This window comes from Streptomyces sp. NPDC088116 (genome assembly GCF_044741745.1).
In the GTDB taxonomy this organism is placed as follows: domain Bacteria; phylum Actinomycetota; class Actinomycetes; order Streptomycetales; family Streptomycetaceae; genus Streptomyces.
In genome coordinates, this window is the sequence record NZ_JBIUTF010000003.1 from 500443 (window position 1) to 520454 (window position 20012).

Below are 20012 nucleotides of genomic sequence, written 5' to 3' on the forward strand. Positions count from 1 at the left end.
TGCGCGCTTCACCGTCCCGGCGGCTCACCGTGTCACGCGTCGTCGGCGGTCTTCGGCGCGGCCTGCTGGACCACCTCGAAGGACCACAGGCTGGAGCCGGAAGCGGCCGGCTTCTGCTGGGGGCCGTCTCCGCCGCGCTGGTGGGCGGCCTTCATCGGACCCTCCATCCATGCCTGGAAGTCGGCCTCGCTGCGCCAGCGGGTGTAGACGAGATACTGGTCGGTGCCTTCGACCGGGCGCAGCAGTTCGAACCATTCGAAGCCGTCGGAGTTTTCCACCGACCCCGCGCGGGATGCGAAGCGCTTCTCGAGCACCTCGCGCTGTTCCGCCGGGACCTGCAACACATTGATCTTGACGATGCTCATGCCCCCATCTTGCCTCAGCACGCGGACCGGATCCTGCCCCGGTACGACGGACCGGCCACCGGACGCGGGTTCCCGCGCGGCGTGCTCAACGCTCCCTGGTACCGGTCTGCCGCCGGCATCGGTGCGGCGAGCTGTCCGATCCGGTCGTGGAATGATCGCGACAGCGGGCAGGGCGCACGTCCGCGTCGGAGCGGGGCGGATCGGAAAAAGAAGGGATGCCGGCATGGTCGAGGGCTGGGAGTGGGACGACACGTTGTTCCTGGGATCGGCCCCCTACTACCAGCGCGGGCGGCTCCCGTACGCACCCGGGCTCCCGGACGTGCTGGCCGAGATCCTCATGCCCGACGGCCGGGGGCGTCTCATCGACGTGGGATGTGGTCCGGGCACCCTTGCCCTGAGTTTGGCGCACCTGTTCGGTGAAGTCGTCGGCCTGGACCCGGACAGCGGGATGATCGCCGAAGCGCGGCGGCGGGCGGGCGAGGCGGGAATGCTCGGCAGGACCCGGTGGGTCCGGGCCCGCGCGGAGGAACTCCCCGCCGGTCTCGGGACGTTCACCGTCGCGGCCTTCGGACAGTCCTTCCACTGGATGGATCGCGACGCGGTGGCGACGACCGTCAAGGGCATGCTCCACGCGGGTGGGGCCTTCGTGCACATCTCGGACCTGAAGACGGAGACCCGGTCCGTCGACGGCCTGCCCCACCCCGCGGTCCCGTATTCCGCCGTCGCGAGCCTGACCAGGCAGTACCTCGGGCCGGTCCGGAGGGCCGGACGCGGAGTACTTCTTCACGGAACGCCCGGCGATGAGGCCGCCGTGCTCACTCGCGCGGGGTTCGCCGGACCGCAGCGGCATGTCGTACCCGGCGGGCAGGTGTGGGAACGTACCGGCGAGGATGTCGCCGCATGGGTGTTCTCCCTCTCGTCCTCCGCACCGCACTTGTTCGGCGGGCGCCGTGAGGCCTTCGAGGCAGACCTCGACCGGCTGCTTCGGGACGTCTCCCCCTCCGGTCGTTTTTCCGAACGCCTGCTGAGCACCGAGGTCTTCGTCTGGCGAAAGCCGCGGTAGTACGGTCGGCTGTGGGGCCGTCACCGGGTCCCACAGCGACTTGGGCGAGGACCGCGATGCGAAAGATCATCTTGTCTATGTCGGTTTCCCTCGACGGTTTCATCGAGGGACCGGACCGTCAGATCGACTGGCACATGGTCGACGACGAGTTGCACAGTCACTTCAACGAGTGGCTCAGGGGGATGGGCGCTTTCATGAGCGGACGCGTCACCCATGAGCTCATGGCCGAGTTCTGGCCCACCGCCGACGCCGACCCCTCAAGTCCCGCAGTCATGGTCGAGTTTGCCGGAATCTGGCGTGACATGCCCAAATTCGTCTTCTCCAGGACCCTGGAGAGAGCGGACTGGAACACCACCGTCGTACGGGAGGTCGTCCCCGAGGAGATCATGGCGCTCAAGGCGCAGCCGGGCGGGGACCTGGCGCTCAGTGGCGCCGACCTCGCCGCGGCCTTCAGGCGGTACGACCTGATCGACGAGTACCGCGTCTACGTCCATCCGGTCCTCATCGGGCGGGGAAAACCCCTCTTCCAGGCATCGGACGACCGGGTCGGTCTCCGGCTCGCGGAGAACCGGACCTTCGGCAACGGCGTCGTACTCCTGCGTTACGAGCGGGCCGAGGCCTCCTCGTCCGGGTGAACCCCACGGAACGGCGGCCTTGGCGTACACGCCGGATGGCCGCCGCCCCCGCCCCGTGGGGGATTCCATGCCGGCCGCGGACGGGCGCGCCCCCTGAGGGGTCTCACGGAGGCGCGCCCGTCCCCGCTCAACTCGCCCTACGGCAGCGGCCCCTGGCCCGCCAGAGCGATGACCGGCCGCAGCCCCGCCGGGCGTTCCTCCACTGGCAGATGGTCCACGAAATGTACCGAGCAGCCCAGATCCGCCGCTCCGCCGTCCGCCCCGCGGTCGTCCCCGACCATCAGCACGTCGTACGGATCCTGGCCCAGCTCCTCGCAGGCCGCCCGGAAGAGCCGTGTATCCGGCTTCTGGATGCCGTGCTCGTACGACAGCACATACGCGTCCACGAAGGCGTCCAGGCCGTGGGCGCGGAAGACGGGCCGCAGGTCCCAGCCGATATTGCTCACCACGGCGATGCCGACACCGCCGCGCCGCAGCGTGCCGAGCACCTCGGCGGCGTCGCCGTAGGGCCGCCAGGCGTCCGGGGTCATATGGCGGTCGTAGAGCGCGTCGTACAGCGCGGGGTCGGGCAGGGGGACCTGCCGGGCGAGCCCGGTGTACGCGGCGCGGTGCCGCTCGGCGCTCTCGTCGCGGGTGGCCCACACGTCGGCCAGGTCCGGTGGCACCTGCTGCGGGGACGGCCCGCCGGGCAGCGCGCCCGCCACGGCCAGCCGCAGCGCGTCCCGCCGTACCTCGTCGGGTGCCATGGTGACACCCGACTCGTTGAGCACGGCCCGCAGCCAGGATCCCGCGGATTCGATACGGAAGAGGGTTCCGGAGAAGTCGAAGAGCACACCCTTGTAGGTCATGCGTCCGATCCTTGCGGGGTCACCGCTTCCTGGACAAGGTCACGCGTCCGTACGTGGCGATCGAAAACGCGACCAGGCACCCGCCGAGCAGCCAGCCGGCCAGCACATCCGAACCCCAGTGCACCCCCAGCCACAACCGGGTGAAGCCCACGCCGATCACCGAGACCACCGCGACGGTCAGTGCCGTACGCCACACCCAACGGGCCACATCCTGGCGCCGCACCAGCCACAGCAGCAGCCCGCAGGTCACCGTGGCCGTCATGGCGTGTCCGGACGGGAACGCCGCGAAATGGGCCGAGTCGACCGGGTCGGGCCAGTGCGGACGCTCCCGCCCCACGGCCGCCTTCAGCACCTGCGAGATGCCGGCGCCGACCGCGCTCGTCGCCGCGACCCAGACGGCGAGCAGACGTTCGCCCCGCAGCCACACCACGATCACGGCGACCGCCGTGAGGATACGCATCGTCCAGGGGTCCCAGAACCAGTCGGTCAACACCCGGTTGGTCCGGGTGAGTGCCGGATCGGCCACCGCCCAGCGGTGCAGTGTGTCCGCGACCAGCCGGTCGAAGGAGAACAGCGGGCCCCACCGCGCGACGACGAGAGCGACGAGCACCGCGGAGAAGACGGCCAGCAGGGCGGCCGTACGGGCGGGAGTGACGAGCGGTGACCGGGTCGGAGGTGCGGGGGTGGGGGCGGGGAACGACGGCGAGTGCATGGGGAGATCCTCGCCGACGACACGCGGGCCCCGTCAACCCGGCCCGCGGTCGCGGTCAGCCCAGCGCGCGGAGTGCCGGTACGAAGGCGACCAGCAGCGGAATCACCGGCACCGCCGCCGCCGCTGCGGTCAGCCGCAGCCGACGGCCCGCGGTGAGCCGGGGCACGGGGGACAGCAGCCGGTTCACCCGCTGCGGCAACAGCCCGTTCGCAGTGGTGGCGGGCCCGAACACGCCACGCTCCTCGTTCAGTTCGACCAGGGCGAGCGCGATCGTCAGCCGTCCGAAGCGCCGGGACGCGACATCGTCCGCCGCCAACTCGACCAGCCGGTGCATCTCGTCGCGGAACGCCGCGAACACCGGCACCTGCGGGAAACCGTTCGCGAGCGCCCCGGAGCAGTGCCGCAGCCAGTCGTGCCGGGCGCGCGCGTGACCCTGCTCGTGGGCGAGTACGGCATCGAGCTGACGGCCTTTCAGGCGACGCAACGCGGCCGTGGTGATGACCAGTTGGGGCGCTGCGCCGGGCAGCCACCAGGCGTCGGGGCGCTCACCCTCCAGGACGACGAGCGGCTCGCCGCCGGACTCCTCGCCGGGCAGAAGGGGTGAGCGTACGAGTAGTTCGGCGCGGCGCCGCCGGCGCCTGCGGCGCGAGCGGTGGATCTCCCGGGTGAGCATCGCCACCGTCCACAGGCCGCCGCCCGCCAGGAGAACGGCGAGCAGGGCCGGCCAGGGCTGGTGCGAGCCGAAGGCGTAGGCCTCCACGACGCCGCGCGGCGCGGGCGCGAAGATGTGTCCCCGTACGGCCTGCCAGGCGGTGGCCGCGCTGAGGACCATGGAGAGCGCGAAGCTCAGCAGGACGGCCGCCACGACGCACTGCCACACCCACAGCGCCACCACGGGTTCGCGCTCCGGCCACTCGGCACGCGAAAGGAGCCGGGGGGCGACGACGGCGGCCAGTGCGCCGAGCAGCAGCAGCGCCAGGGAGACCATCATGAACGACAGACTATGAGGGTGTTGCTACTGAGGGGTATGGCCTTGCCGGGCATGTGACCCATGACACGTTTCGAGCCGCGGGAGGCGGTGTCGGTACGGGGCCGGTGAACGCGGACCGGACGCCACCGGGGCGCCCGGATTTGAGCAGATGCGGGCCGGAATCGGGCCGGATTCACGCCGGACATGGTCCCTCCGAACCTGAACCGGGGTCGAACGCGCGCCGGACTCAGAGCGTGAGCAGCATCGCCAGCATGGCGAGCCCCATGGTCAGTCGGCACGCCAGCCCCAGTTCGGGCCGGTCACCCCAGGCAAGGGCGGCCCCGCCACCGCCCGTTGGACCGGCGGTGGCCGGTCCCGGCAGCAGCCGGGCACCCGCCCCCAGCACATAACCGGCGTAATAGATCAGCAGTGCCCCGGTGAGCAGCGGTATACCGCCCGCCACGGACATGCCCGTCATCGTGCCGCTCATCCCGCTGTGCGCCCCGCTCGCCCCGGCCGTCCCTGATGACGTGGCGGCCATGGCCACGGCCATGTAGACCATGGCCAGTGTTCCCAGCAGATGATGCAGATGATGGCGCAGGCGGTGCGGACGGTGCGGTCTTCCGCGGGCCGAGACGAGCGTGTGCAGCGCCGCGCCGCCGAACACCACCGCGTACGCCAGCCACATCCACCGGGGCGGTGCCAGCACGGCCCCGGGCACGGCCATGGCCGCCATCCCGAACCCCATCAGCGCCTCGCCGCCCGCCGAACCGCGCTGTTCGTCCACGCTGCTGCGCATCCGGAGCAGACAGTAGCCCCCGGCCGCCGCGCAGAGCGCGACAAGCAACCAGCCGGCCGTCACCGGTCCGTGCATCGCGCACCCCCGTCCCCGCCCCGCCCAAAAGGTGTCGGGAGAGGTGATGCCCCCCGCGCCCGAGGCGCATACGAGCGCAGGGGGACACAGGGGGAGCGCACCGGGGGACACGGGGAGGTTTCCCCAGGCCCTCGGCTCGCGGGCCCCCGACTCCTGGGTGTGATCCCCGGGCTCCGGGCCCGGCGAAGACCGGCCGGACGGGCCCTACCGGCCCCGGACCCCGGTCCCGAGGTTCACCCGGGGCACCAACTCCGGTCTGCCGCAGCTGCTTTCCACGGTGAGACCCACGCCTTCGCGCGCGGAGTCGAGCAGCGTCAGCATGATGTCGAGGACATGGCGCGCCAGTTCGGCCGATGCCCGGTGCGGGCGGCCCGTGGCGATCGCTTCGGCCAGGTCGGCGAGGCCCGTACCCCGCCCCGCTCCCGCGTATCCCGCCGACACCGCGAGGGGCTCCCATTCCCCGCCGGGCCGGTGCAGTTCCACCGGCCCGTCGAAGCCGTTGGGGTCCGGTACCGAGAGCGATCCCTCGGTGCCGTGCACCTCGATGCGTGGCAGCCGCGCCGCATGGATGTCGAAGCTCATCACCAGTGTGGTGAGCGCGCCGCCCGCGTGCCGCAGAACTCCGGTGACATGCGTGTCCACCTCGACGGCGAACCGCTCGCCCGCCCGTGGCCCGCTGCCGATCTCACGTACGCCCCGGGGCCGGGCGGCCGCGCCGGTGACCTGCACGACCGGACCCAGCAGGTGGACGAGCGCGGAGAGGTAGTACGGCCCCATGTCGAGCAGCGGCCCGCCGCCCGGCCGGTAGTAGAACTCCGGGTCGGGGTGCCAGCGTTCGTGCCCCGGGGTGGTCATGAAGGCCGTCGCTGCGATCGGCACGCCGATCATTCCGTCGTCCACCGCCTTGCGTGCCGTCTGGAGGCCGGTGCCGAGGACCGTGTCGGGCGCGCAGCCGATCCGTGACCCGGCAGCCGCGTCCAGCAGCCCGTCCGCCTCCTGACGGGTGGTGGCCAGCGGTTTCTCCCCGTAGACGTGCTTGCCCCCGGCGAGCGCGGTCCGGGCCACTTCCGCGTGGACCGCCGGGATCGTCAGATTGAGTACGGCGTCGACATCCGGCCGGTCCACCAGCGCGGCCACCGAACCGGCGACCGCCACCCCCGGGACCCGGGCCGCCACCGCCTCGGCGCGGCCCGTATCGAGATCGGTGACGGCCGTGAGCGTCACGTTCTCCAGTCGCTCCAGCGTGTCCAGGTAGGCGCCGCTGATCGCGCCCGCGCCCACCATGCCGATCCTCAGCGGCTCGCCCACCGTGCCGACCCTCAGCGGCTCGCCCGTCACGCCGATCCTCAGCGGCTCGCCCACAGCAGGCCCCTCTCGGTGAGCGCCCGCACCTCGGGCACGTCGAAGTCGTCCGGCTTGTGGCCGATCGCGGAGACGAAGACCCGCCCCGCTCCCCAGGACCTGGTCCAGACGGCGGGCATGGTGACCGGCCGCGACCGCTCCTCGTCCGCCGGGAACTCGGTGGTCGCCAGGACGTCGACCAGCGGGTCCGTGGCCACCCAGTACTTCTCCGTATGGACACGGAAATCGGTGAGACCGGCGATGACGGGGTGGTCGGCGCGCTCCTCGACCAGTGTGACCCCGTGGTCCAGGAAGCCGGACGGATGCATCAGGAACTGGCCGCCGGTGAGCAGCTGGTAGCCGACATCGCCGCGGAAGGAGTCCACGATCCCGCCGTGCCAGCCCGCCAGTCCGGTGCCGGCGCGGACGGCCGCGATGAGCCCGGCGCTCTGTTCCCCGGTGATCTCGCCCATCGTCCAGCACTGGACCACCAGGTCGGTGGCGGCGAGCAGTTCGGTATCGGTGTAGACGTCCAGGGTCTCGGAGATCCGGACGTCGTAGCCGTGGTCGCGGAGGAAGGGCAGGAAGAGCTCCGTGATGGTCACGGGCTGGTGTCCCTCCCAGCCGCCACGGACGACAAGAGCCCTTCGGGCGTCGGGTATCACGGTCGTCGCACACTCCCATCGGTCATCGCGGCACATGCGCCGCACGCGGTAGTCGCGGTCGTCGAGGTCGCGCGGCACGCGCCGGCGGCCGTCCCCCGTACGTCGATGACCATGCCCGGCGCGGTCCGTCCCTACGCGGGGTGAGGGTGCCCCACGCGGCGTGAGGGGGCCCGCGTGCGGGCGTTAGGCTGCGGACGTCACCTTCCCGCCGCAGACCGGATTCGGAGACCGCCTTCTATGGACACCGCCCCGCGCCCCGTCGGCGAACTCACCTACCGGGACGCCGCGGCAGCCGACGTCGAGGCGGTCGTCGCCCTGGTGGAGTCCGCCTACCGGGGGGACAGCAGCCGCGCCGGATGGACCACGGAGGCGGACATCCTGGAAGGGCAGCGGACCGACCCGCGGGGAGTGCTCGACGTGATCGAGACGCCCGGCAGCCGGCTGCTGATGGTCGAGCGCGACGGCGGGCTGGTCGCCTGCTGCCAGCTCGAACACCGGGGAGAGGCCGCCTACTTCGGCATGTTCGCCGTACGGCCAGGAGCGCAGGGCGGGGGCCTCGGGCGGCGGATACTCACAGAGGCGGAACGTACGGCCCGCGAGGCCTGGGGCGTCGGTGAGATGCAGATGACCGTGATCTCGGTGCGCGAGGACCTGATCGCCTGGTACGAGCGGCGCGGCTACCGCCGTACGGGAAAGCTGTTCCCCTTCCCGTACGGCGACGAGCGCTTCGGCATCCCGCAACGGGACGACCTGGCGTTCGAGCTGCTGGTCAAGCGCCTCGCCTGAGGCCTCAGGGCCCTGCCCCGGGCGCGGAGGCCGACCGGTGATCACGCGGTGTGCCGACCGGTGACCGGTCGGTGGACAGGCCCGGCGGTCAGGCGGTGAACCGCCCCGTACGCCGGATCTCCGGGAAGTCCGTGGTCACCGCGTCCAGCTCGAAGGCCCGCGCCAGCCGCAGCTGCTCCTGGGTGTTCACCACCCAGCCGATGATCCCCAGCCCTTCCCCGTGCGCCCGCTCGACGACCTCCAGGGTCAGCCTGCGGATATTGAGCGCCAGCCGGTCGGCGCCCACCGCCTTGGCCCGGTCCACCACGTCCGTGCCCCAGCGGCTCGCGATCAGTACCGTACGTACGCCGGGCACCAGCGAGATGATCTCGGCGACCGCCTCGTCGTGGAACGACGACACCTCGATCCGGTCCACGAGCCCCCGCCGGCGCATGACCTCCGCCAGCGCGCGGGCCGCGGCCGCGTCCTTGATCTCGGCCTGGATCGGCGACCGTACGGCGTCCAGGACCTCCTCGAAGAGCGGGACGCGCTCGCCCAGACCCGCGTCCAGCTCCCGCAGCTCGGCGAGGGTGTGGTCGGCGATCGCGCCCGTGCCGTCGGTCGTACGGTCCACTGCCGTGTCGTGCATGACGACGAGGGCGCCGTCCTTGCTCAGATGCAGGTCCAGCTCGATGGCGTCCATGCCCGCGCGCTCGGCGTGGACGAAGGAGCGCATGGTGTTCTCCGGTTCGACACCCATCACTCCACGATGACCGATGGTGTGGAAACTCAAGACTGACTCGCTTCCGTCGACGGCGACTCCCGCGCGGAAGCCTAATAGTCCGCTTCCCGCACCGATACCACTACACACAGTCGCGTGCAGGGGAGTGCCGGGAAGTGATGTATACACGTGTCTTCCCCTTGTGTCGCAGGAAAAATCACGGTGCTCATGGGGGTCCAACAGGATAATTTCTCCCATCTGCGGTTGTATAGAAGAACGAGGGGCCGATACGGTGCCTTGACGCCAAGATCTCCCGTGGAGGAAGTGACATGACGGAAATCCTTGTGCAGGGTGGCGCTGGACCAGGCATATCCGATGCCCCCCGGGTGATTGAACACCCGGCCTGGCCGGAGCTCAGGGGTGCCGTCGAAGAGATCCGGCCCTGGCAGTCGAAGGACGGATCGATCGACTTCGACGCCGAGGGCGCGCCCACGCGCGCCGTCGCCGGGGCGACGCTCGAACGGGTCGTCGTGGCCGTCGGCCGGCTCTCCCCACTTCTCCCGCACGACGCCGCCTACCACGCGGCTCTTGCCGCGGACCTCCGCGCCTGGGCGGACGGCGGTTTCGGCGTACCCGACTTCCTGGACTCGCTGCTCGCCTTCCAGCCCGCGGCGGACCGCAGGGACGGCCTCCAGCATCTCGCCGTCTTCCCCATGTACACGCAGAACGGCAATCCGGACCGCAATCTCGAAGCGGTCGTGCTGCGCATGGTCTGGCCCGACTGGCTGGCCGAGCTGGAGCGCACCCGCTACGACAATCCCCTTTTCTGCGGCATCACTTTCGAGGATTTCACCGCCGGATACGACACCAACTCCGCGGTGTTCTTCCCGGAGACCATCGCTGTGCGCGAGGCCCCAGAGCGGTTCAGCTGGGGCGGGATCTTCTGCGACCGCGAGGCGGCCCGATTCCGCCGGGTCACCGAGGCGGCCGTCCGTACCCTCGGGCTCGAACTACCCGACGACATCCGCGAGTTGGTCGCCGACCAGGACCGCTGCCAGCAGGCATTCGTCCTCTGGGACATGATCCATGACCGCACGCACAGCCATGGCGACCTGCCCTTCGACCCGTTCATGATCAAGCAGCGCCAGCCGTTCTGGATGTACGGACTGGAGGAACTGCGCTGCGACCTCACCGCGTTCCGCGAGGCCGTACGGCTGGAGGCCGACGGCGTGCCGCAGGGACGCGACGTCCAGTACGCCGTGCTCTTCGACCGGATGTTCCGCTTCCCGGTCACCGGTGCGCGGGTGCGCAACTACGACGGTCTCGGCGGCCAGCTGCTCTTCGCCTACCTCCACAAGCACGAGGTGGTGCGCTGGACCGACAACACCCTGCGCATCGACTGGGAGCGGGCCCCGCAGGTCACACAGCGGCTCTGCGAGGAGATCGAGGACCTCTACCGGGCCGGTATCGACCGCCCGAAACTGGTCCACTGGTTCGCCGCGTACGACCTGGTCTCGACCTATCTCGCGCCGCACCCCGGCTCCCGCTGGGCCAAGGGTCCCGACGCCCTCGACGTCTCGCAGCCGCCCCGTAAACTCGTCGACGACGTGCTGCCGGACGAGTTTCCGCTCAGCATGTTCTACGAGGCACTCTCCAAGAAGCTGAAGGACGTGATCGCCTCCACCAAGGGGATCACCGCGACGAGCACCGAGCGAGCGGCCGCATGAGCCCTCGCGGGCAGGAGACGACGGGCATGACGACGGCCACGAGCGGGAGCGGCGGAGCGGGTGGCGCGGGCGGTGCGCTCGACGGTGCCGTGATCGCGGTGGCCGGAGCGGCGGGGCCGGCCGGCCGGGCCGCCGTGCTGCGCCTCGCCCGGGGCGGTGCGACCGTGGTCGCCTCGGACGCGGACTCCGAGCGGCTGGCCGAAGCGGTCGACGCGGCCCGGTCCGCGCATGGCGGGGCCACGGTCATCGGCGACACCGTGGATCTGCTCGATCCAGCCGCCACGCGCGCGTGGGCCGACCGGACCGAGAAGGAATTCAGGCGGATCGACGGACTGGTCCACCTCGTAGGAGGCTGGCGCGGCAGCGCCTCGTTCGCCGAGACCGACCTCGCCGACTGGGAGCTGCTGGAGAAGCTGCTGATCCGTACGGTCCAGCACACCTCCCTGGCCTTCCACGACGGGCTGCTGCGCAGCGGCCGCGGCCGCTTTCTGCTGGTCAGCGCGGCGGGCGCGGCGAAGCCCACCGCGGGCAACGCCGCCTACGCCGCCGCCAAGGCCGCCGCCGAGGCCTGGACACTGGCGCTCGGTGACGCCTTCCGCAAGGCGGGGGGCGACGAGGGCCCCCGGGCCGCGGCTGCCATTCTGGTGATCAAGGCACTGGTGCACGACGCGATGCGCGCCGAGCGCCCGAACGCGAAGTTCGCGGGCTTCACGGACGTCACCGACCTGGCCGAGGCCATCGCCGGAGTCTGGGACCTGCCCGCCCGGGAAGCGAATGGAAACCGTCTGTGGCTGACCCCCGAGCCGTGAGCGCCCGTACGACCGACGCCCGCCGCCATCACGACCCCGAGGTGCGCGGCTTCGCCAGCGACAACTACGCGGGCGCCCACCCCGAGGTCCTCGCGGCGCTCGCCCTCGCCAACGGCGGCCACCAGGTCTCCTACGGCGAGGACGACTACACCGGCCATCTCCAGCGGATCATGCACAGCCACTTCGGGCAGACGGCCGAGGCCTTCCCGGTCTTCAACGGCACCGGCGCCAATGTGGTGGCCCTCCAGGCGCTCACCGACCGCTGGGGGGCGGTCATCTGCGCGGAGACCGCGCACATCAACGTGGACGAGGGCGGCGCCCCCGAGCGGGTCGCCGGGCTCAAGCTGCTGACCGTACCGACTCCCGACGGCAAGCTCACGCCCGAACTGATCGACCGGCAGGCGTACGGCTGGGACGACGAGCACCGGGCCATGCCGCAGGCCGTGTCGATCGCCCAGAACACCGAACTGGGCACGGTCTACACGCCCGACGAGATCCGTGCCATCTGCGCGCACGCCCACGAGCGGGGCATGAAGGTCCATCTCGACGGCGCCCGGATAGCCAACGCGGCCGCGTCGCTGGACGTACCGATGCGGAGCTTCACCAACGCCGTCGGCGTGGACATCGTTTCCTACGGAGGCACGAAGAACGGCATGCTCTTCGGCGAGGCCGTCGTCGTTCTCGACCCGGACGCCGTACGGGCCATGAAGCATCTGCGCAAGCTGTCCATGCAACTCGCCTCCAAGATGCGGTTCGTGTCCGTACAACTGGAGGCACTGCTGGCGAAGGACCTGTGGCTGCGCAACGCGCGGCACAGCAACGCGATGGCCCAGCGGCTCGCGGCGGGCGTACGGGCGGTGGACGGGGTGGAGATCCTCCACCCCGTCCAGGCGAACGCCGTTTTCGCGCGGCTGCCGCACGAGGTGACCGTGCGCCTTCAGCGGCGCTTCCGGTTCTATTTCTGGGACGAGAAGGCCGGGGACGTCCGCTGGATGTGCTCCTTCGACACGACCGAGGACGATGTCGACGCATTCGTGCAGGCACTCAAGGAGGAGATGGCCACCTGAGGGTTCTCCGTACGACTGCCTTTCCGGTGGCCGCGGTTGTCAGGTGTTCGCCGCTGTTTTTTTCGAAGTCGCACCTCTGAGCTGGGTATTGGACTGAAGTCGTGGCTGCCCATGGTGATCCGTACGGCACGGCAGGAGATCTCTCAGCGAGGGGGAGGGCTCCAGGTCCAGTTCTTCCCGCAGGACATAGCGGCACTGTTCGTATTGACGCATTGCGGCGCCCCTGTTGCCGGCGGCCAAATGCGCCTTCATCAGTACGCGATGGGCGCTTTCCCGTAAGGGCTCCGCGCGAACGGCGGCGAGTCCGGCGGCGACGGCCTCACCGTGGCGCCGCGCTGCCGTGAGCCGCTCGGTCATCGCTTCCAGGGCGTAGAGCCGGAGTTGGTGGTACTGCTCCTGCTCGATCAGCATCCAGTCATTTTCCGGCCATTCAGGCAGCAGATCCGCCGATAAGTCCGTCAGGGTCCGCATGGTGAGGATGTCGTCGCACGGGCGCGAGTTGTCGAGCAGGCGGTGTGCGTGTCTCACCGCCTCGTGCAGGTCCACGGAGATGTCCTTGGAGATCGACATTTCCTGAGCGGACGCGTCGATGATGGAATGGCCGGTTCGCGTCGCTCTCCACAGCGAAGATCGAAGATTCGCGTTGGCGCGTGCGGTGGTGACGTCCGGCCAGAGAATTCCGGCCACATAGGCGCGGGATCGCGGAATGTCCTGCAAAGCCAGGAATGCGAGGAGTCGTTGCGTGCTGGTGCAGACCGGCACGCGTGTATGGCTGACCGTCAGTGCGAATCCCTTGAGCAGTCTCAAGGTAATAAAATGTGATTGTCCATTCATCTGCGCCCCCGGACGATGTCGGCTCCGGCGATCTTCGGTGTTTTCCCAAGACTCACGAAGCCGTGTTGCGAGTAAATCGTGATCGCACGGTCGACTCTTAGCGTGCGGGGTGTCAAAAAGGAATCACTGGAACGTCACGGCAGCGTCACCCAGGCCGTTCCAGTAGGTCATCAAGCCACTTCCGGACCGCCATGAGGACATCGACGGTTTCACTCGCCGCGGAGGGGGACGACGGCTCGCCGTCGACCGTCTGGATGATGCGTGCGCGGAAGCCGTCTGCCCTGCCGTCTTCCACCCACACCCGGAGTATCAGGACACCGGACCGCGTCGAGGGGGTCTCCATGAACGACCAAGTGTTCCTCATCGATGTCACCCGGGCGTTGTCGCTCCGTGTCCGGTGACGTCATCGCGCGGCTCCAGGACGCGCTCGTGACGCCGGTGTGACGAGTGAGTCGCGGCCTGATCACAGGGGAGTCCGCATGCTCTCGGTGTGCGTCATCCGTGCGTGCCGAGGCGGGGGGAGGCTTCCAATGGGTGACTTCGGTGTCATCGCCGATGTCTCGACGGTCATCGTGGGCGCCCTGACGCGGGCTCTGCGCCCGCTCAGCCAGGTGGATCCCCCGATCGCGGAACTCAACGACCTCGCCGACGCGGTGCAGACACCGCCGGCCAAACTCACGGTGTTCCTCTACGAGATCGCCGAGGACCCCACCTCACGCAACCGGCCCCCGGTGCGCTCCCTGCCGCCGGGACCGCCGACCACCCGCAAGCCGCCGATGGCCCTGATGCTGCGGTACCTGGTCACTCCCTGGGGCGGCGACCAGATCACCCAGCACCGGATGCTGGGCCGCGCCCTGCAGACCTTCTACGACGACGCGATCCTGGACGGCGTCCAGCTGACCGGGAGCCTCGCGGCGAGCACCGACTCGCTCCACCTCACCCTGACGCCCCTGACCCTCGATCAGAAGTCCTGGATCTGGTACGCGATCCAGAAGCCGTACCGGCTCTCGCTGAACTACGAGGTCCGCGTTGTCAGCCTGGACTCGGCCGTCGAGACAGCCGTCCAGCCGGTGCGGAGCCGGGTCATCGACGGGACGGCGACACCATGAGCGCTTTTCTCCCGCTGACCCGCTCGACCACCTACAGTCCGGCCTGGTTCGTGCCGTTCGACGACTTCGCCGGACGGGTGCGCACCGCGGGCGTGGAGATCCAGCTGGACCGGTTCCAGGACGGCGGCTGGCTGCCGCTGGACGACCGGGCCGTACGCACGCCCAGCGGGGCCCTGGCCTTTCCCGGTCTGGGCAGACGAGGCGAACCGTGGACGGCCCGGCCCGAGCGCCATCGGGCCCGCTTCTCGGCCGCCGGATACCGGCCGCTGTACCCGGCCGACGGCGAGCCGTTCTCGGCCACTCTCGTCGGCGTCGAGTTCCTGGTTCACCCGTACGACGACACGCACCCGCCGGCCGGGCCGACCGCCCCGCGGCTGGTCCGGTTCCTGCCGGCCGTCTCCTTCCCCTGTCCGCCGGGCCTGCGCACGGTCCACGGGGCCGTGGTCGACGCGTCCACCCGGGCGCCCGTCGCGAACGCGCTCGTCGAGGCCCGCGGACAGACGAGTCGCGACCTGACGCCCTGGCACGAACGAACCCTGTCCGACGCCACGGGTGCCTTCCGGCTCGCCCTGCGGTGGGAGGGCGAGAAGGCCACCTCCGAAGCCGACGAGGAGACATTCCGCCTGCGAGCGGTCGAACAGCCGGGCCGGAGCGGGGAGCTTGTCGTACGGCTGCCCCAGGACAGCACGCGTCGGCACGTCATCGAGATCCGTGAGCAGCAGTGAGGAGCCGTCCATGGCTGAGTATCTGAGCCCCGGGGTCTACATCGAGGAGATCGACGCGGGACCGCGGCCGATCGCGGGAGTGAGCACGAGCACGGCCGGCATGGTCGGGGTCACCGCTCGCGGCCCGTACACGGGCAAGCCCAAACTGGTCACGAACTTCCTGGAGTTCCAGAACACCTTCGGCGGGTTCCTGCCCGAACCGGACCCGGCCGTACGCGACACCTGGGCCAACGACCCCGCCGAAGGCGGACGTTGGTGGCTGTTCCCGCTGGCGGTCAAGGGCTTCTTCGACAACGGCGGGCAGCGGCTGTACATCAAGCGCGTCGCCGCGGGGCAGGCCAAGCCGGCATCGGGCGTGCTGGGCAGCGGGCTGGTGAGCGCGATCGCCGGCGACGCCGCGCGGGGCGCGACGAGTGTGCAACTCGGCCATCTGATCGGCTTCACCGGGGTGGGTCAGCAGATCCAGATCTTCCGGGGCGACGACCAGCGGACGATCCACACCGCCGCGGTCACCCACTACGACATGACCACGCGCCGGATCACACTCGACTCGGCCCTGCCCGCCGAAGTCAGAACGGCCCGCGGCGACTACGTACAGGTCGGGACCCGCGGCGCCGAGGAGACGCTGCGGCTGTCCGCCGTGAGCCCCGGCTCATGGGGCGGGGCCGTCCAGGTCCGCGTCCGGCCGATGGCCGGCGCCGCGCTGCCCGTACTGCCCGATCCGCAGGAAGGCGCGCTGTTCATCACCCGGCTCGTCGCGGACGCGGCGGCGGACAGCGAAACGGTCCAGGTGGCCGCGGTCAACGGGCTCGACCCCGACGACCTGCCCGACGAGATCTGGGCGCAGATCGGCCCCCGCCGGTTCAAAGCGGAGGCGAGCCGGCCGGCGGACGGGAAGGTCACGCTGACCTTCCCGGCGGGCACGACCCACGAGGCGTGGGAGAGCGGGCTCACCGTGCGCCGGGTGCGCCGGGGCAACACCGCGACGGCGCCGACCCTGCGCGTCGGCGGTGCGAGCCGCCTCTACCAGGGCGCGGTCGTCCAGCTCGACGACGGCACCACCCTGACCGCGGTGAAGGTCGACACGATCGCCGGTGACGTCGTCACCTTCGACCAGGACGTACCCGGCACGTTCTTCGAGACCGACCGGATCCACCTGATCGAGGCCGAGGTCTCGACCCGGTTCACGGAGCCGGGCGGCGCGGCCGTGACCGAGACCTTCAGCAACCTCCGGCTCACCGGCGACAGCGCGGCGAACCTGACGACCACCCTGGAGAGCCGCTCCCAGCTGGTCCGGGCCACGACGCTGCCCGGCCTGACCACCGATCCCGCACAGTTCCCGGTGCCCGCGCTCGGCTCCTGGCTGACACTGACGGACGGCGACGACGCGTACGGGACCCTGAGCGTGGCCGACTTCGTCGGCACCGACGGCGGCAGCGGTCGGCGTACCGGAATCGTCGCGCTGGAGGATATCGACGAGATCGCCGTCTGCGCGGTCCCCGGCATGTGGTCGGGCACCGTCGAATCGGCCCTGGTCACCCACTGCGAACTCCTCAAGGACCGGTTCGCGATCCTCGACCCGCGCGACGGCCTGGACATCGAAGGCATCCAGGCGTTCCGCGAGCCGTTCGACACCAAGTACGCGGCGCTCTACTACCCGTGGCTGGTCACGCGCGACCCGTCGACCAACCGTGATGTCGAAGTGCCGCCGTCCGGTCATATGGCCGGGATCTACGCCCGCGTGGACGTGGAGCGGGGCGTGCACAAGGCGCCGGCCAACGTCGTCATCCGGGGTATCCGGCAGACCGACGGCATCGCCCAGGACATCACCAAACGGCACCAGGACCTGCTGAACCCCAAGGGGATCAACGCGCTGCGGTTCTTCCCCGGACTCGGCCACCGGGTGTGGGGCGCGCGCACGCTGTCCTCGGACAGCTCGTGGAAGTACATCAACGTCCGGCGGCTGTTCCTCTTCCTGGAGGAGTCGATCGACGAAGGCACCCAGTGGGTGGTCTTCGAACCCAACGACGAGGCGCTGTGGGCCCTGGTCCGCCAGACGGTCGGCAACTTCCTCACCACGGTCTGGCGCAGCGGCGCGCTCGCCGGCACCACCGCCGACGAGGCGTTCTTCGTCGCCTGCGACCGCACCACGATGACCGAGGACGACCTGGCCAACGGCCGGCTCATCTGCGCCATCGGGGTCGCGCCGGTCTTCCCGGCCGAATTCGTGATCTTCCGGATCCAGCAGAAGACCCGCGAGACCCAGCTCGCCTGAGCGGCACCCGACTGAGAAGGGGGCACCATGCCACCCGTGACCAGGGACGATCCGTACGCGTCCTACAACTTCCTGATCATCGTGACCAACGTCAGTGACGACGGTGTCGCGGTGAGCGGCTCCTTCACCGAGGTCAGCGGGCTGGAGCTGGAGATCCCGCCGATCGAGTACCGCAACGGGAGCGAGGACATCACCGTCCGCAAGATCCCGGGGCTGAAGAAGTTCACCAACCTCACCCTCAAGCGCGGCATCACCGGCCATGTCGGCTTCTGGAACTGGGTGGTCGAGGCGCTCAACGGCAAGGTGCGGCGCGCCTCCGGTTCGATCGTGATGCTGGACGAGAACCGCCAGGAAGCCATGCGCTGGAACTTCGACCGCGGCTGGCCGACCAAGTACACCGGCCCGACGCTCAGTTCGACCAAGAACGAGATCGCCATGGAGACACTCGTGCTGGCGGTCGAGAAGCTGGAGATCGACGCCTGACATGGCCGGCGAAGCGCTCCCCGGCGTATCCCTGACGTTCGCTCCCCGTGGCCCGGACGAGGAGCCGCTGCGCACCGACGTGGCGGCGTTCCTCGGCCGGTTCCGCCGGGGGCCGGTCGCCACGCCGGTACGGGTGGAGAACTGGAACGACGTCGTGGGCGCCTTCGGCCCGCCCTCCGGTGACCGTGCCGCGCCGTACGCACTGCGCGGCTTCTTCGAGAACGGCGGCCGTACGGCCTGGGTGCTGCGGGTGTCCGGGCCGGCCGTCACCGCCCGGACCCGATGGACGGTCGGGGACGTCGGCGGATTCCCCGCCGCGCGCTACCAGTTGCTCGCCACCAGCCCGGGAGCCTGGGCCAACGGCGCCCGCGTCGCCATCCGTTACCGGACCAGTACGGTCGCCGGACCGCCGACGGTGAGCGTACGGGTCACGGTGCCCGGCGAGCCGCCCGAGACGTTCGCCGGTCTGCCGGCCGCCGAAGTGGCCGACCGGCTGGCCGCCTCCCGCTTCATCCGGCTGATACCCGACCGCCCCGCACCACCGCCGGGAGCGCCGGGACCGATCTCGATGTCCTGGGACCTGACACTGCTGGGCGGCACCGACGAGGCGCCGGGGCGACGCGAGTACTCCGACGCCGTGGCGGTGCAGGCCGAGCTTCCGGAACCTGCCCTGCTGGCCCTGCCGGACCTCGGCACGGACCTCTCCGGGACCACGCACACGGACATGGTGATGGAGGTGCTGCGGACCGTGGAGCCACTGCTCGACCGCCTCGTCGTCCTCGACGTACCGCCAGGGCTGTCGTCCGTGGACGAGGCGGTGGACTGGGTGGGGTCCCTGGCCGCCACGGGCGACGGCCGTCTGCTGAGCACCGCCGCCGTCTACCATCCCTCACTGCGGACACCCGACGGGCCCGCGCTGCGGACCGTACCGTCGTCCGGGCATGTCCTGGGCGTCATCGCCCGGCTGGACGGCGAACGCGGAGCGCACCACACCCCGGCCAACGCCACGATCCTGGAAGCGGTCGACCTGGGGGCCGAATTCCCCGAGCCGCAGCAGGTCCGGCTGTTCGACGCGGGCATCGACCTGATCCGGTGCACCCGCGGTCGGGGGCTGACGGTGTGGGGCGGACGCACCCTGTCCGCCGATCCCCGCACCCGCTACATCGCGCACCGCAGACTCCTGCACCTGCTGGTGCGCGCCGTCCGGCGGGTGGCGAGCCCCCTGGTGTTCGACGTCAACTCGCCCGAACTGCGGCTGACCCTGGTACGGGCGGTGACCTCCGTGCTGCTGTCGGCCTTCCGGTCCGGCGCACTCGCCGGCGCGCGGCCCGAGCAGGCGTTCCGGGTGGTGTGCGACGACACCAACAACCCGCCCGAACAGGACCCGGGGCAGCTGGTCTGCGAGATCGAGGTCGCCCCGGCCGTCCCCATGGAATTCATCCGGCTGCGTCTCGTACTCGGCCAGGACCGCGCCCTGGAGGTGATCGAGGCATGACCCTGGATCCACTGCCCAAGTACCGCTTCCTCGTCACCCTCGACCCCGGCGACGCGTATCTGCCGTCCGCCCAGGCACTGCTGCTGCCGCTGGTCGCCTCCGGCGCCTTCCAGGAAGTCACCGGGCTCGGCGCCCAGCTGGAGGTGACGAGCTATCCGGAGGGCGGCCGTAACGACTCCGTCCACCAACTGCCGTTGCGCCACTCGTGGAACCGGATCACCCTCAAGCGCGGAGTGGTACGGGATCCCGGGCTGTGGGCCTGGTACCAGGCGGGACTGGCCGACTCGCTCGGCGCCCGCCGCGACGGCGCGGTGATCGTCCTGGGACCGGACGGGGTGCCCGGTGCGGCCTGGGCGTTCCACGGCGGCCTCGCCGCCAAATGGAGCGGCCCCGACCTGCACGCCGAGCAGAACGCGATCGCCGTCGAGTCGCTGGAGATCGCCCACGAGGGGCTCACGAAGGTCCTTCAGGACACCGCGGCGGACGCGCTGTCCGCCGCGCAGCGGCCGAACCCAGGAAGAAGGTGACC

The 20012-nt window shown here is 70.5% G+C and carries 22 protein-coding genes; 12 read left to right on the forward strand and 10 right to left on the reverse strand.

The features are described from left to right. Window positions 1-32: 32 nt before the first annotated feature. Window positions 33-365, reverse strand: a complete 333-nt coding sequence (locus ACIOJD_RS14580) for an antibiotic biosynthesis monooxygenase family protein (protein WP_401912695.1) — start codon at window positions 363-365, stop codon at window positions 33-35. 223 nt (window positions 366-588) lie between these two features. On the opposite strand from ACIOJD_RS14580, the gene ACIOJD_RS14585 reads away from it, so the two are divergent. Together ACIOJD_RS14585 and ACIOJD_RS14590 are read left to right on the forward strand one after the other, a co-directional pair. Beyond that, entirely contained in the window at window positions 589-1428 is an 840-nt protein-coding gene (locus ACIOJD_RS14585; RefSeq protein ID WP_401913881.1) for a class I SAM-dependent methyltransferase, read from the forward strand. Between the two features lie 56 nt (window positions 1429-1484). Continuing rightward, the gene (locus tag ACIOJD_RS14590) at window positions 1485-2063 is read left to right on the forward strand and encodes a dihydrofolate reductase family protein (protein ID WP_401912696.1); all 579 of its coding nucleotides are present in this window, start codon (window positions 1485-1487) and stop codon (window positions 2061-2063) included. Window positions 2064-2200: 137 nt separating this feature from the next. On the opposite strand, the gene ACIOJD_RS14595 is transcribed toward ACIOJD_RS14590, so the two are convergent. The 6 genes from ACIOJD_RS14595 to ACIOJD_RS14620 form a co-directional block, all read right to left on the reverse strand. Then, window positions 2201-2911: an HAD family hydrolase gene (locus ACIOJD_RS14595; RefSeq protein ID WP_401912699.1), complete on the reverse strand. Its 711-nt coding sequence runs from the start codon at window positions 2909-2911 to the stop codon at window positions 2201-2203. Between the two features lie 19 nt (window positions 2912-2930). Further along, window positions 2931-3623 (reverse strand): phosphatase PAP2 family protein, encoded by a 693-nt coding sequence (locus tag ACIOJD_RS14600; protein WP_401912700.1) that lies wholly within the window; start codon window positions 3621-3623, stop codon window positions 2931-2933. 55 nt (window positions 3624-3678) lie between these two features. Further along, window positions 3679-4614: a M56 family metallopeptidase gene (locus ACIOJD_RS14605; protein ID WP_401912703.1), complete on the reverse strand. Its 936-nt coding sequence runs from the start codon at window positions 4612-4614 to the stop codon at window positions 3679-3681. A gap of 226 nt (window positions 4615-4840) precedes the next feature. Further along, window positions 4841-5467, reverse strand: a complete 627-nt coding sequence (locus tag ACIOJD_RS14610; protein ID WP_401912705.1) for a DUF5134 domain-containing protein — start codon at window positions 5465-5467, stop codon at window positions 4841-4843. A gap of 204 nt (window positions 5468-5671) precedes the next feature. Next, window positions 5672-6775, reverse strand: coding sequence for a Gfo/Idh/MocA family protein (locus tag ACIOJD_RS14615; RefSeq protein WP_401913884.1), 1104 nt, complete (start codon window positions 6773-6775; stop codon window positions 5672-5674). A 38-nt stretch (window positions 6776-6813) separates the two neighbouring features. After that, window positions 6814-7509 (reverse strand): ThuA domain-containing protein, encoded by a 696-nt coding sequence (locus ACIOJD_RS14620; RefSeq protein ID WP_401913887.1) that lies wholly within the window; start codon window positions 7507-7509, stop codon window positions 6814-6816. A 201-nt stretch (window positions 7510-7710) separates the two neighbouring features. On the opposite strand from ACIOJD_RS14620, the gene ACIOJD_RS14625 reads away from it, so the two are divergent. Next, complete coding sequence (locus tag ACIOJD_RS14625; protein WP_401912708.1) at window positions 7711-8259, forward strand: GNAT family N-acetyltransferase; 549 nt, start codon at window positions 7711-7713, stop codon at window positions 8257-8259. Between the two features lie 88 nt (window positions 8260-8347). On the opposite strand, the gene ACIOJD_RS14630 is transcribed toward ACIOJD_RS14625, so the two are convergent. After that, a complete protein-coding gene (locus ACIOJD_RS14630) occupies window positions 8348-8998 on the reverse strand; it encodes a glycerophosphodiester phosphodiesterase (protein ID WP_401912711.1) in 651 nt (216 codons plus the stop codon). 290 nt (window positions 8999-9288) lie between these two features. Here ACIOJD_RS14630 and ACIOJD_RS14635 point away from each other — a divergent pair, with 290 nt between their 5' ends. Genes ACIOJD_RS14635 through ACIOJD_RS14645 form a run of 3 tightly spaced genes read left to right on the forward strand, consistent with a single transcriptional unit; the run spans window position 9289 to window position 12562 of the window. Beyond that, complete coding sequence (locus ACIOJD_RS14635; protein ID WP_401912714.1) at window positions 9289-10686, forward strand: DUF6421 family protein; 1398 nt, start codon at window positions 9289-9291, stop codon at window positions 10684-10686. A 26-nt stretch (window positions 10687-10712) separates the two neighbouring features. Further along, window positions 10713-11495 carry an SDR family NAD(P)-dependent oxidoreductase gene (locus ACIOJD_RS14640; protein WP_401912717.1) on the forward strand — a complete coding sequence of 261 codons (783 nt, stop codon included), beginning with the start codon at window positions 10713-10715 and terminating at the stop codon, window positions 11493-11495. Beyond that, window positions 11474-12562: a threonine aldolase family protein gene (locus ACIOJD_RS14645; protein ID WP_401912719.1), complete on the forward strand. Its 1089-nt coding sequence runs from the start codon at window positions 11474-11476 to the stop codon at window positions 12560-12562. Before ACIOJD_RS14640 ends, ACIOJD_RS14645 begins: the two co-directional genes overlap by 22 nt. Before the next feature lie 39 nt (window positions 12563-12601). Here ACIOJD_RS14645 and ACIOJD_RS14650 read toward each other — a convergent pair whose 3' ends face one another. Together ACIOJD_RS14650 and ACIOJD_RS14655 are read right to left on the reverse strand one after the other, a co-directional pair. Then, window positions 12602-13369, reverse strand: a complete 768-nt coding sequence (locus ACIOJD_RS14650) for a BTAD domain-containing putative transcriptional regulator (RefSeq protein ID WP_401912721.1) — start codon at window positions 13367-13369, stop codon at window positions 12602-12604. Between the two features lie 172 nt (window positions 13370-13541). Then, the gene (locus tag ACIOJD_RS14655; RefSeq protein ID WP_401912724.1) at window positions 13542-13739 is read right to left on the reverse strand and encodes a hypothetical protein; all 198 of its coding nucleotides are present in this window, start codon (window positions 13737-13739) and stop codon (window positions 13542-13544) included. Window positions 13740-13926: 187 nt separating this feature from the next. Between ACIOJD_RS14655 and ACIOJD_RS14660 the strand changes: the two genes are divergently transcribed. The 6 genes from ACIOJD_RS14660 to ACIOJD_RS14685 are packed head-to-tail and all read left to right on the forward strand — an operon-like array spanning window position 13927 to window position 20010. After that, entirely contained in the window at window positions 13927-14505 is a 579-nt protein-coding gene (locus ACIOJD_RS14660) for a DUF4255 domain-containing protein (RefSeq protein WP_401912725.1), read from the forward strand. Further along, a complete protein-coding gene (locus ACIOJD_RS14665) occupies window positions 14502-15230 on the forward strand; it encodes a carboxypeptidase-like regulatory domain-containing protein (protein WP_401912727.1) in 729 nt (242 codons plus the stop codon). The genes ACIOJD_RS14660 and ACIOJD_RS14665 overlap by 4 nt, the downstream gene beginning before the upstream one ends. 10 nt (window positions 15231-15240) lie before the next feature. Then, the gene (locus ACIOJD_RS14670) at window positions 15241-17505 is read left to right on the forward strand and encodes a phage tail sheath family protein (protein WP_401912730.1); all 2265 of its coding nucleotides are present in this window, start codon (window positions 15241-15243) and stop codon (window positions 17503-17505) included. A 27-nt stretch (window positions 17506-17532) separates the two neighbouring features. After that, on the forward strand, window positions 17533-17988 hold the full coding sequence (locus ACIOJD_RS14675; protein ID WP_365810865.1) for a phage tail protein: 456 nt from the start codon (window positions 17533-17535) through the stop codon (window positions 17986-17988). 1 nt (window position 17989) lies between these two features. Further along, window positions 17990-19483: a phage tail sheath family protein gene (locus ACIOJD_RS14680; RefSeq protein ID WP_401912732.1), complete on the forward strand. Its 1494-nt coding sequence runs from the start codon at window positions 17990-17992 to the stop codon at window positions 19481-19483. Beyond that, the gene (locus ACIOJD_RS14685; RefSeq protein ID WP_401912733.1) at window positions 19480-20010 is read left to right on the forward strand and encodes a phage tail protein; all 531 of its coding nucleotides are present in this window, start codon (window positions 19480-19482) and stop codon (window positions 20008-20010) included. The genes ACIOJD_RS14680 and ACIOJD_RS14685 overlap by 4 nt, the downstream gene beginning before the upstream one ends. Window positions 20011-20012 lie beyond the last annotated feature (2 nt).